The 12591-nt window shown below is 49.2% G+C and carries 13 protein-coding genes; 10 read left to right on the forward strand and 3 right to left on the reverse strand.

Annotated features, from left to right (window positions below):
- Positions 1-465: 465 nt before the first annotated feature.
- From LQ567_RS00720 to LQ567_RS00740, 5 genes are all read left to right on the forward strand, one after another.
- Positions 466-1818: a PhoPQ-activated pathogenicity-related family protein gene (locus LQ567_RS00720; RefSeq protein ID WP_231002129.1), complete on the forward strand. Its 1353-nt coding sequence runs from the start codon at positions 466-468 to the stop codon at positions 1816-1818.
- 116 nt (positions 1819-1934) lie between these two features.
- The gene (locus tag LQ567_RS00725) at positions 1935-2480 is read left to right on the forward strand and encodes a dihydrofolate reductase family protein (protein ID WP_231002131.1); all 546 of its coding nucleotides are present in this window, start codon (positions 1935-1937) and stop codon (positions 2478-2480) included.
- Positions 2481-2586: 106 nt separating this feature from the next.
- A complete protein-coding gene (locus tag LQ567_RS00730; protein ID WP_231002132.1) occupies positions 2587-3186 on the forward strand; it encodes a hypothetical protein in 600 nt (199 codons plus the stop codon).
- A gap of 72 nt (positions 3187-3258) precedes the next feature.
- Complete coding sequence (locus LQ567_RS00735) at positions 3259-4197, forward strand: helix-turn-helix domain-containing protein (protein WP_231002133.1); 939 nt, start codon at positions 3259-3261, stop codon at positions 4195-4197.
- Positions 4198-4288: 91 nt separating this feature from the next.
- Entirely contained in the window at positions 4289-5053 is a 765-nt protein-coding gene (locus tag LQ567_RS00740) for an SDR family NAD(P)-dependent oxidoreductase (RefSeq protein WP_231002135.1), read from the forward strand.
- Between the two features lie 92 nt (positions 5054-5145).
- Here LQ567_RS00740 and LQ567_RS00745 read toward each other — a convergent pair whose 3' ends face one another.
- From LQ567_RS00745 to LQ567_RS00755, 3 genes are all read right to left on the reverse strand, one after another.
- The gene (locus LQ567_RS00745; protein ID WP_231002138.1) at positions 5146-5907 is read right to left on the reverse strand and encodes an SDR family NAD(P)-dependent oxidoreductase; all 762 of its coding nucleotides are present in this window, start codon (positions 5905-5907) and stop codon (positions 5146-5148) included.
- A gap of 10 nt (positions 5908-5917) precedes the next feature.
- Complete coding sequence (locus tag LQ567_RS00750; RefSeq protein ID WP_231002140.1) at positions 5918-7630, reverse strand: IlvD/Edd family dehydratase; 1713 nt, start codon at positions 7628-7630, stop codon at positions 5918-5920.
- A gap of 349 nt (positions 7631-7979) precedes the next feature.
- Positions 7980-8876, reverse strand: coding sequence for a LysR family transcriptional regulator (locus LQ567_RS00755; RefSeq protein WP_231002142.1), 897 nt, complete (start codon positions 8874-8876; stop codon positions 7980-7982).
- A 97-nt stretch (positions 8877-8973) separates the two neighbouring features.
- Here LQ567_RS00755 and LQ567_RS00760 point away from each other — a divergent pair, with 97 nt between their 5' ends.
- The 5 genes from LQ567_RS00760 (at position 8974) to LQ567_RS00780 (ending at position 12558) form a co-directional block, all read left to right on the forward strand.
- Entirely contained in the window at positions 8974-9591 is a 618-nt protein-coding gene (locus LQ567_RS00760; RefSeq protein ID WP_231002144.1) for an NAD(P)H-dependent oxidoreductase, read from the forward strand.
- Positions 9588-10472 carry an NAD-dependent epimerase/dehydratase family protein gene (locus tag LQ567_RS00765; RefSeq protein WP_231002145.1) on the forward strand — a complete coding sequence of 295 codons (885 nt, stop codon included), beginning with the start codon at positions 9588-9590 and terminating at the stop codon, positions 10470-10472. Before LQ567_RS00760 ends, LQ567_RS00765 begins: the two co-directional genes overlap by 4 nt.
- Positions 10473-10487: 15 nt before the next feature.
- Positions 10488-10772, forward strand: coding sequence for a putative quinol monooxygenase (locus LQ567_RS00770; RefSeq protein WP_231002147.1), 285 nt, complete (start codon positions 10488-10490; stop codon positions 10770-10772).
- A 76-nt stretch (positions 10773-10848) separates the two neighbouring features.
- Positions 10849-11529: a type 1 glutamine amidotransferase domain-containing protein gene (locus LQ567_RS00775; RefSeq protein WP_231002149.1), complete on the forward strand. Its 681-nt coding sequence runs from the start codon at positions 10849-10851 to the stop codon at positions 11527-11529.
- 21 nt (positions 11530-11550) lie between these two features.
- Positions 11551-12558 (forward strand): aldo/keto reductase, encoded by a 1008-nt coding sequence (locus LQ567_RS00780; protein ID WP_231002152.1) that lies wholly within the window; start codon positions 11551-11553, stop codon positions 12556-12558.
- The last annotated feature ends 33 nt before the right edge of the window (positions 12559-12591 follow it).

Genomic DNA, 12591 nt, shown 5'->3' on the forward strand with positions numbered 1-12591 from the left:
CAGACTGGATTAAAAGACCAGAAGCATGGAGGAATCCATAGAGACTTCTCCACAAGGGTCGGGATGATGAGGAGATTTCTTTCGTAAAAAAACTTCCATCGTTTCGACCGCAGTGGAGAAATCCCTACGTCATCATACTAACCAGCCGAATTAAAAGAACCGAAGTGTGGAGGAATCCGTAGAGACTCCTCCACAAGGGTCGGAGTGACGATGATATTTCTTTCCTGCAAAAAAACTTCGTCGTTTCGACCGCAGTGGAGAAATCCCTACGTCATTATACTAACCAGATGGGATGCGGCTTATTTCATTGAAAATTGTCTGCCACCGGCAAATGAAGCATCATTGGAACCGCTGGTGTATCTTAGTGCAATCGAATAGTTCTCCTGCCATGGGCATTTTGAAAGTGATACAGAGCAGGTGAAAGCCCTTGCCGGAGCGTAAATGATATAAATAAACCCCAACGCAATGAAAAAAGCCTTTGTGTATTCCATCCTGCTGCAACTGCTGTTTACCGTACAGGCAATGGCACAGCCGGCCGTTACAGCTACCACGGCGCTGGAGCGGTACCTGCATAATGGAGATACCGCCTATAAATGGGAGCTAAGGGATTCCGCAGAACTGGAAAACAGCACGGCATACCAATTGTTATTGACCTCGCAACAATGGCATGGCTATACCTGGACGCACCAGCTCACCGTGCTTATTCCAAAAGAAACCCGCTATGATGGCGCATTGTTGTTTATTACCGGAGGCAGCAATAATAAGGAAACCGGCATGCCCAACTGGAGCGGTAAGAACGACCGCCTGGTACAGCAAATGGGGGCCATCGCTGCCCGCAATGCCGCCATTGTAGCAGTGTTGCGGCAGGTACCCCATCAACCCATTTTTAACAACCTTACGGAAGACGCGGCGATTTCATATACGCTGCACCAGTTTAAGCAAGACAGTGATTACAGCTGGCCCCTGCTGTTTCCCATGGTAAAAAGTGCTGTGCGGGCCATGGACGCCGTACAGGCCTTTTCCCAACAGTGGCAGCAGCAGGTGTTGAACCGCTTTGTAGTGGCGGGTGCCTCCAAGCGCGGCTGGACCACCTGGCTCACCGGTGCCAGTGATCCCCGTGTAGCAGCCATTGGCCCGATGGTGATCGACGTCCTGAATATGCCGGCCAACCTCCAGCACCAGATCGATGCCTATGGTGGTTACAGTGTGGAAATAGAAGACTATGTAAAACTGGGGATCGTACAGGGTATGACAAGCCCGCAGGGCCGGGAGCTGGTGACCATGATCGATCCGTTCGCTTACCGGGAAAAACTTACCATGCCGAAAATGATCTTTATAGGAACCAATGATCCGTATTGGGTGGTGGATAATGTAAAGAATTACCTGGACTCCATTCCCGGCCGCAACCTGCTGCATTATACGCCCAATGCGGGGCATGATCTCAACAGGGGTATTACCGCCATGCCGGCGCTGAGTGCCTTTTTGGGTATGACCCTGGCAAAAGAACCCTACCCGGTATGTAACTGGAACACAAGGGTGAAAAAGAAACGGGTTGAACTGGATATAACGACAACCACAGCGGGGCTAAAAGGTATTACGGTTTGGTATGCCGGTTCTGAGGACCGTGACTTCCGGAATGAAAAATGGATGAGCCGGGAGCTGCCGGCCGGTAATGGATCGTCCATCAGGGTTAAGGAGCCGCTACCGGTTAAGGGGTATCACGCGTTTTATGTGGAGCTGAAATATGAGCGCCCAAACGGTGATCCGTACACGGTTTGCACGCGGGTGTTTATGACTGATTCGAAACGGATTTTATAGATGTCAGCGATCAGCTTTTAGCAATCAGCAGGGCGTCGCCCAGGTCTTCCAGTCCCCCAAATCACAGAAATACGGCCTCAATATAATTTCCTATTTTTACCGGCAAATAAACCAATATGAAAAAAGTGATCCTGGATCTGGCCACCACGCTCGATGGATTTATTGAAGGCCCCAATGGCGAAATCGACTGGTGTATCATGGATGATGATATGAACTTTGATGATTTTCTTTCCGGTATTGACACCATCTTTTACGGCCGGGTGAGTTATGATCAGTGGGGCCATTTTCAGCCGGATGCGGCAGCCGGCGATGCGGAGCAACGGTTGTGGGCGGCGGTACATTCAAAAAAGAAATATGTTTTTTCATCTCATGACCGGCAGGATGATCAGGCAACATTTATAACCGAAGATATGGTTGCGCGCGTGCGTGAAATTAAACAACAGGAGGGCAAAGATATCTGGCTCTACGGCGGGGCCAGCCTGATCAAAACCTTTATCCATGCCGGTTTGATCGATGTATACCGGATCTCGGTACACCCCATTGCCCTGGGAAGCGGCAAACCGTTGTTTGAAGACCTGAAGGAACGGCTGGAATTGAAACTGGTGGAAACACGTGCCTTCCGGTCTGGTGTGGTACAGTTGATTTATGAGCGAAAAGCATAAAATGGGAGCTGGTTTTGATAAAAAATCAGTCAATGTTAAAGATATTAAAGACAGCTTTCTGTTTTGCAAACAGGCAGCGTTTTAAAATGGTTAGTTTTGCTCATTAATGGAAAATAACGATCGATATTCAGGTCCTGCAACCGTCATACGTTCTTACATGAATGCGTTCCTTGTGGAATGTCCACGTTGTAAGCATTGTGCCACCGTTTCAAAGGGGCAATCCTTTGATAAGGCAGATGCAAAGCTGACTTGTCAAAATTGTAACTATAGCGAACATGCGACGCAATTGGTGCGATATAACGCGATTGTAAAAAGAGCTTGTGACAATTGTGGAAAAGCAATTGAAGCGAAGATTCCGAATAATAAGGAACAGATTAAGGAATTAAACCTGAGCTGCCCCCATTGTGGAATCGTAAGAAGTTACAAACCAAGAAATATAGCCTATAATTTATTTTATAAAAATTCGGGACCAGGGGATCCGGTGTTCAACCTGCCACTTTGGTTTCAGGCGGAAATAAGAGGAACCTTGTTTTGGGCGTATAACAGGGAACATCTGAATGAAATAAAAAATTACGTTATCGCCAAGTTGAGAGAACGACAAACGTTGATGTATACCACAATGGTGGAACGGCTCCCTGATTTTATCACAACGGCTAAAAACAGGAGCCTGGTAATAAAAACAATCGATAAACTATTAAGAAAGTAGCGGCTATCTGGTGTTGGCGGATTTCTTAACTGTGTAGAGATGACTGATTTGATTTTTGCAAACGGCAAATTTATGAATACGATTAAACCCACATCCCTGGAAACCTTCTATGAAGAAGCGGCGGCCTTAACGGGTAAGGAGGTGAATGCGTTATTGCCGCCGGGCATCGGCAGGGAGATCGGGCATTTTAATGTGTTTGATATTGCCAGCACGATCGAAGCCGTAAAGCGGAAGAAGGAAATGCCCTATAACCGCAGGGCTTATTATAAGATCAGCCTTATACGGGGAAAGAACCGGGCCGAATATGCCGATAAAGTGATTGATATTACCGGTAACGCACTCTTGTTTGCGACCCCCAAAGTGCCGTACCACTGGATACCACAGGACCCGCATCAGTCTGGTCATTTTTGTGTATTCACAGATGCCTTCCTTGTAAAAAATAAAAGTGGAGTGGTGCTGGAAGAGCTGCCGATCTTTCAACCGGGTGGCTATCCTGTTTTTGAAATTACCAGTGAGCAGGCAACGGAAATAGAATCCGTCTTTCTGAAGATGAAAAAGGAGATCGCTTCCGATTATGCCTTTAAATACGACCTGCTGCGCAATTATGTGCTGGAGCTGATCCATTACGGGCAAAAGCTGCAACCGGCCCCTGCAACTGTTGTCAGTCAAAACGCGGCGGCCCGGGTTACCGCACTTTTTATCGAGCTGCTGGAGCGGCAGTTTCCCATTGAATCGCCGCAGCAGCAACTACAGCTGCGCACGGCCAAGGACTATGCCGGCCGGCTGGCGGTTCATGTAAACCATCTCAATAAAGTATTAAAAGAACATACCGGAAAAACCACCACCGCGATGATCTGCAACCGCATATTACAGGAGGCAAAGATCTTATTAAAGCAAACCGATTGGACGATTTCGGAAATTGCCTACAGCCTCGGTTTTGAGGAAGTGGCGCATTTTTCAAACTTCTTTAAGAAACAGGCGGCTGTTACGCCGGTTGTATTCCGTTCCTGACGATTATTTGATTTTTGCAAATATTGGATTGATGTTTGCAATAACAGGTAACGCAGACTGTTGCAATTTTGTGTATCAAAATAATCATGATATGAATGCTAAAAGTAAAATAGCCCTGGTAACCGGGGGAAGCAGGGGATTGGGTAAGAATATGGCCATCGCCCTTGCAAAAAAGGGAATCGATGTGGTGTTAACCTATAACAGCAACCGGGAGGCGGCGGATGCCACCATTGCGGAGGTACAGGCACTGGGACAACAGGCGGCGGCCTTTCAGCTGGATACCAGCAATGCCGGGTCTTTTGATGATTTTGCCCGGCAGCTGACGGATTATTTAAAAGCGGAAACCGGTAGTCCGAATATTGATTTCCTGGTCAACAATGCCGGTACCGCTTTGTACGCACCGGCTGTTGCTACTACGGAAAAGCAACTGGACGATATTGTGAATATACACTATAAGGGTGTGTTTTTCCTTACACAAAAGTTGCTGCCCTTTATCAATGACGGCGGTAGTGTGGTAAATATATCATCCGGACTTACCCGTATCACCCTTCCTGGTTCCTCGGTATATGGATCCATAAAGGCAGCGGTAGAGGTACTCACCCGCTATCTGGCCAAGGAATTGGGCGCACGGAAGATCCGGGTGAATGTAGTGGCGCCCGGTGCCATTGAAACGGATTTTGGCGGTGGTCATACAAGGGATAACAAAGAGATCAATGCCCAGATCGCGGGCCTTACTGCGTTGGGACGTGTAGGCCTGCCGGATGATATCGGTGGTGTGGTAGCGTTCCTGTGTACCGAAGATGCCCGGTGGATCAACGGGCAGCGGATTGAAGTATCGGGCGGCCAGGCGCTATAAGGCCGGTAAATGGCCCATCACTTTTTGTGCGCTTTCGCCGGTATCCCATGAACAAAGCCCGGTGGCCTTCAATACGGCTATCGCATCCATAATCAATCCGGCTGAACGCCCACACAGCTCCAGCCGCCGTCAATCACAATGTTTTGACCATTGATGTGCCGCGCTTTTTCATGCACCAGGAACAGTGCCGCTTCCGCAATGTCCGCTACGGTTGCGGCCCGCCCGCCCGGTGTGATCTTTTCCCATTTGGAGGCATAGTCCGCATCTGCCAAAGTGCGTTCCGTAAGTGTGGCGCCCGGTGCAATGGAGTTGCTGTTAATGCCGTAGGGCGATAGCTCAATCACCAGGTTGCGGGCCAGCATTTCCAGTGCAGCCTTGGTCATGCCATAAGCCACCAGCCCCTTATGCGCCAGGTGCCCGGTAACGGAAGACATAAACAGGATGGAACCCCCTGTGCCCTGTTCCTTCATTTTATGCGCTGCTGCCTGCGCCAGGAAAAAGGAGCCGCCCAGGTTTACCTGCAGCACCTGGTAGAATGCTTCCTGCGAATAATCCAGGAAATCGCCAAACAGCGTAATGCCGGCGTTGGCAATTACAATGTCGAGGTGACCGTATTGTTCCACTGCTGCTGTTACCAGCTGGCGGATCACTGCCGGGTTGCTGCAATCACCGGCTACGGCATACACGCGTCCGGGGTATTGCGCATGTAGGACTGCTGCGGCCTTCTGGCCCAGTGCGGCATCTACATCATTCAATACTACAGCGGCACCGGCGGCTACTAGCCGGTGGCAGAGTTCGAACCCGATGCCCTGACCGGCGCCTGTGACAATAGCTGTTTTATGATTAAATTCCATGGTAGCGGGTTTAGTGTGAGTCTTTTGTTACGTCGGCGCCGCTGCAGCCGGTTAAAAAATCAAGATCGGCTCCCAGGTGGGCCTGCTGCACCCGTTGGGTATACAGGTGTACATAGCCCCTGGAAACATGCGGTGGGAGCGGTTTCCAGGCATTCCTGCGCTGCTCTAGCACTGCTTCCGTTAATTGTACCTCCAGGGTACGGTTCTCCACATCCAGCGTAATGAGGTCTCCGGTTTGCAGTACGCTGAAATTGCCGCCCAGCGCCGCTTCGGGAGAAACATGCAGCACCACTGTTCCAAAACCGGTACCGCTCATGCGCCCGTCGGAAATGCGGATCATGTCCGTAATGCCCCGTTGTAACAGTTTTTTCGGAAGCGTCATATTGCCTACTTCCGGCATACCCGGATAGCCTTTGGGCCCCACGTTTTTCAAAACAAGTATGGTATTTTCATCCACATCGAGGTCTTCATTATTTATGCGGTTCTTATAATCTTCAATAGATTCAAAGACCAGGGCCGGCCCGGTATGCCGCATCAGGTGCGGGCTGGCGGCGGATGGCTTTATTACAGCGCCATCCGGGCAAATGTTTCCGGTTAACACCGCCAGACCGGTAGCAGCCGACACCGGATCGGCGGTAGCGGCAATCACTTCCCGGTTATAACACTCTGCAGTGGTGTAATTTTCACGCAGGGTTTTACCGTTTACCGTAAGCGCATCCCCGTGCAACAGACCGTCCAGTTCCTTTAACACTGCGGGCAGTCCGCCGGCATCATACAGGTCTTCCATAAAAAAAGCACCGGAGGGTTGCAGGTTTACCAGCAGCGGAATATTGTTGGAAAGCGTGTCAAAATCCTGCAGGCTCAATGGGGTGCCCATGCGGCCGGCAATGGCGAGCAGGTGGATCACAAAATTGGTGGAGCCACCGATGGCGGCATTGGCAATAATGGCATTTTCAAATGCCGGACGGGTAAGGATATCGGAAAGCCGGAGTTGCTCGCGTACCATTTCCACAATGCGACTGCCGGAATATTGTGCCAGCACTTTACGGCGGGCATCTACGGCAGGAATGGCGGCATTGCCCGGAAGCGAGAGCCCGAGGGCTTCTACCATACAGGCCATCGTGGAGGCGGTACCCATTACCGCGCAATGTCCCTGGCTGCGGCAAAGCGCATCTTCCATGGAATTGAGTTCGGTTTCATTTACACCACCTGTTTCCAGTTCCGCAGCCAGGCGCCATACATCGCTGGTGCCAATGCTTTTTCCTTTGTACCTGCCTGTAAGCATGGGCCCGCCGGATACAATGATGGTGGGCAGGTTCACGCTGCAGGCGCCCATCAGCAGGGAGGGTGTTGTTTTATCACAACCGCAAAGGAGCACCACACCATCCAGCGGGTTGGCCCGGATGCTTTCCTCCACATCCATACTGGCCAGGTTACGGAACAACATGGTAGTGGGCTTCATGAGGGTTTCGCCCAGGCTCATCACCGGAAACTCTACCGGAAATCCGCCTGCTTCCAGTATGCCACGTTTTACTGCGGCTGCCAGGTCGCGGAAATGTGCATTACAGGGGGTGAGCTCGCTCCAGGTATTGCAGATGCCGATCACGGGTTTTTTAAATTCATGATGGGGAATACCGTTGTTCTTCATCCACGCGCGGTAAATAAACCCGTCCTTACCCGTACGGCCAAACCAGTTGCTGCTTCTGAGTTGTTCTTCTTTCATGGTCAAGACATCGTTGTGCTGCAATCTACTATTTATTTTCTGGAATCGTTCCGGTTTATGCATCATTCGGATCAGAGATCGATCCTTGTTCAGGGGCTTGTACAAATCATATGATCCGCTGCACCGGAGCAGGCCGTTCTGTTGCAGCATTGATGGTTATGTTTGTTTTTAAGCGCAACGTTGCGCGGCAGCTTTGTAATGACAGGCAGGCGCTGAATGCCCGGTCGGTTAAGTAAGCGATTTTTTTATAATAGTAAAGCTGGTACCGATCTGTGCATCTGCGTCCTTCACCAAACGACAGCTGCATGATGAACGGAAGTCTCAAATGGTATTCCGGAAACGCCCATGCCTATTTCATCACTTTCCGGAACAGTCCTTTTATCAGTTCAATTTCCTTTGCATAGGTGGTGTTTTTCCGGCACGCAAAATAGAGCGTGTTTTTGAGTTGCCGGTGTCCCTTCCAGAGGAGCTTTACCTGTCCACTTGCAATTTCCCGGCTGCATAAAAAATCCGGTATCACGGCCAGGCCCTTACCACTGCTCAGGCAACGCACAATGGAGTTTAGATTGGGAACAATATAATTTGGACGGAAATCGGGTGTATGTCCGAAGTTTAGCTGCCAGAAGCGGAAGAGGTGCTCCATATCGCCCGTGGTGCCATACCATTTCTGCTGCTTCAGCCACTCTTCTGCCTCCGTATATTTCTTTTGCCTGACCAGCTTTTGAAAGGGGGCATCTTCCTGATCGCTGCCCGTTACCAGTACAATCGTTTCCGAAGAGAATGCCTGGTGCTCGATCTTAGAGGAAGTGCCTTTGTGCGGGGTGATGATCAGGTCCAGGATGCCTTTGTCCAGGTTGTCCAGCATTTCATGATAATCACCAAAACGGATGATCACATTAAAGGGCAGGGTTGAAATATATTGCTCCAGGGTGATCTGGAAAGTTTCGAAGCACATACCGATGCTGATGGTAGGCGTATGTTTTTCTGTGCTGCGCTGGAAGTTTTTCTCAGCCTCTTCCAGCGTGGCCAGGCTCTCGGAAACAGCATTGTAAAGGATCTTGGCCCGTTCCGTAGGGGCCATTTTTCTACCGGCACGCTCAAACAATTTATAGCCTACATAGCTTTCCAGTGAGCTTAAATGCAGGCTTACACCCGGTTGGGAAATAAACAGGGATTCCGCAGCACCGGTAAGGGTTCCGCTTTGATAAATAGCCTTAAAGGTTCGGTACCATTCCAGGTTGACCATAGTTGTTATTATTTTTATGATACAAATCTATAAATTATATTATTTTACTGATAATATTTTACGGAATAATTTTGTCATGTCAATTAAAAGAAAAGCAATGAAGAAAATTTTTATCATCAACGCAGGACAACATTTTGGTCATTCCGGTGGCCGGTTTAATAACACGGTTGCAGACGAAACGCTGGCATTTTTCAGCAGCAGGGAAGGCGTGGAAGTAAAACAAACGGTGATCGCGGACGGGTACGATCCTATGGAAGAGGTGGAGAAGTTTGTGTGGGCCGATACGATCATTTATCATACCCCTATCTGGTGGTTCCAGTTGCCGCACGGGTTTAAACAATACATCGATGAAGTGTTTACCGCAGGACATCAGAAAGGTATTTATCATAGTGATGGCCGTACATCGGCAAATCCCCGTATCAACTACGGAACAGGTGGTATGTTGCACGGAAAAACCTATATGCTTACCACCAGCTGGAACGCACCTGAAACAGCGTTTACCCTGCCGGGTGAGTTTTTTAACGAGCATAGTGTGGATGAAGGTCCGTTGTTTGGCTTTCATCGCATGAACGCCTTTGCCGGCCTGCAGCCGCTAACGAGTTTTCACTTTCATGACGTGGAAAAAAATGCCGATGTTATACGGGATATGCAACGGTACAGGGCGCATCTCAAAACCCATTTTGAAACCATCGTAAATCCCGTACTGGTAGCATGAAAAAAGTATTGATAACCGGCATTACCGGATATATTGGCGGAACGGTAGCAAAGAAGTTACTTGAAAAAGGCTATCGGGTTGCGGGTCTGGTCCGCAATGAACAACATACAGCGGAGCTGGCATCACTGGGCATTGAATGTATAAAAGGCACGATACACGATGAAGCGGTTTTAAGCGCTGCCATCTCCGGGGCCGATGCACTGATTCATACCGCTGATTCCGCCGACGATGCCTATGCGGCAGACAGCATGATCCGGGCATTGGAGGGAAGCGGCAAAACATTCATTTTTACTTCCGGTTCCGCCATTTTTGGGGGAAAAGAGAATGGAGAAAAAAATGATTTTGTTTTTACGGAAGATATTCCGCTCAACCCGAGACTGGAAATGGTTTCAAGGGTTCATATCAACCAGTATGTGCTCCGGGCCGCACAGAAAAATATAAGAAGTATCGTGATCGTTCCTACCATGGTATATGGTGACGGACTGGGAATAAAAAAAGATAGCATCCAGCTGCCTGCCCTGATCCGCTTTTCAAAAGAAAAAGGCTTCGGCGTGTATTTTGGAAAGGGCGAGAATAGCTGGTCAAATGTACACATTGAAGATCTGGCAGATCTTTATGTACATGCTTTGGAAAAAGCAAAACCCGGGGCACTTTATTATGCAGAGAACGGCCGCTCCACCATAAAAAACCTGGCCCACCATATCAGCGAATGTTATGGGCTCATGCCGGCACAATCGGTAAGCATACAGGAGGCCGTTGACCGCTTTGGTCCCGCGGGTGCTTATTTTGGATTTGCGTCCAGCAGTTTATGCAATGCAGATAAGGCAAAGCAGGAGCTGGGTTGGAAACCTAAGTATGATGCGATCGAAGCATTTATTTAACTGTAAAAAGCTGTTATGAAAATTTATCTTACCGCTGTTATTGAAGTAAAACCTCCACACAGGGCGGAGGTGCTGGAAGTATTGCAACAGATGGTGGCGGCCACGCGCCGGGAGGAGGCCTGCGAATTGTACCGGCTTCACCAGGACATGGAAGACGAAAACCACTTTGTATTCTATGAGATCTGGAGCAGCCCGGAAGGATTGGAGCAACACAACCAGCAACCCTATATCAAAGCCTTTGGAGCATTGACCGGAAAACTTCAGGAAGCGCCCCGGATTTACAAAACCACCATCCTTTAAAATGAAAACCGTATTGTTAGGAATCGCTGTACTTACAGCCACATTCGTTTTTGCGCAAAACAAGAAAACAGAAAATATGAAAAAGAAGATCCTGTTTGTTGTAACCAGCCATGGTCAAAAAGGAAGCACCGGCGAGCCTACCGGCTATTACCTGGGCGAAGTGTCGCATCCATGGGAAGTATTGCACAAGGCCGGCTATGAAATTGATTTTGTAAGCCCCAGGGGAGGTGTGCCGCCGGTTGATGGGTTGGATCTGACTGACCCGGTGAATAAAGCATTCTGGGAGGACAAAGCCTATAAAAGCAAAATCGATCATTCCTTAAAGCCCGCGCAGGTAAACCCGGCAGATTATGCGGCGGTCTTTTATGCCGGAGGGCATGGCGCAATGTGGGATCTGGCGGATGATGCCACACTGGCGGCCATTGCAGCAGCCATTTACGAGAACGGAGGCATCGTGGCCGGTGTTTGTCATGGCCCCGCCGGATTGGTAAATATTAAACTGAAAGATGGCCGTTACCTGGTGGATGGTAAAAACATCAATGCGTTTACGAATGAAGAGGAAGCCGCTGTAAAATTAACAAATGTGGTTCCGTTTCTTCTGGAGGATACATTAAAATCCCGCGGTGCCCGGTTTCAAAAATCGGCACCCTGGCAGCCCCATGTAGTTACCGACCGGCGGGTGATTACGGGGCAGAACCCTCAGTCTGCAAAAAGAGTTGGGGAAGCGATCCTGGCTGCGTTGAAAAGCAAGGGATAAGAAAATAAAGCAATATAAAATATGCAATACAGAACATTAGGAAATACAGATCTTAAATTATCCGTTATAACCCATGGAGCCTTTGCGATTGGCGGCCATATGTGGGGCGGTAATGAAAAACAGGATTCGATCAACGCTATCCGCGCTTCATTGGACCATGGCATTACTTCGATCGATACCGCGCCGTTCTACGGCTTTGGTTTAAGTGAAACATTGGTAGGCGACGCCATTAAAGGAAAAGACCGTTCCAAAATACAATTGTTGACCAAGTTCGGGCTGGTATGGGACGGCAGCAATAATGGTAAGGGTACATTTTTCTTTGACGCTACAGAAAATGGTAACACCGTTCCGGTTTATAAATATGCCTCCAAAGAAAATGTGATCAAAGAAACAGAAGCAAGCTTAAAGCGCCTGGGTACGGATTATATCGACCTCTTGCAGCTGCATTGGCCGGATGCCAGCACGCCCGTCAGTGAAACCATGGAAGCCCTGGGGCTCCTGATACAGCAGGGTAAGATACGTGCCGCCGGTGTCAGCAATTACGATGTAGCACAATTACAGGAAGCGGCACAAACCCTGAAACCCGCCAGCAACCAGGTTTCCTACAGCATGCTCAACCGCAGTATTGAAAAAGACCTGGTGCCCTATGCCCTTGAAACACATACCGGCATTATTGCATATAGTCCGATGGAGCGCGGCTTACTCACCGGGAAATATTTTAAGGAGCATCGTTTAGCAAGCGATGATCATCGCAATGGTTATTTTACGCAGTTCAACCTGGAAAAGGTAAAGACCCTGTTGCAATCGATGGAACCCATGGCGAAGCGTAAGGATGCCACACTGGCACAATTGGTGTTGCGCTGGACGACTTTGCAACCGGGCATCAGCGTAGTGCTGGCCGGAGCCAGAAATGCTGCGCAGGCCATTGCCAATGCAGAAGCCATGAACCTGGAGCTTAACCCGGAAGAGCGGCAATCGATTCACCAGCAACTTTCCGGTTTACAACAACATAGTACTGATCATTTATAAACACACTACAATAGAAGAGGACCGTAACAACAG

This window comes from Niabella pedocola, assembly GCF_021044425.1.
GTDB classification, from domain to species: Bacteria; Bacteroidota; Bacteroidia; order Chitinophagales; family Chitinophagaceae; genus Niabella; species Niabella pedocola.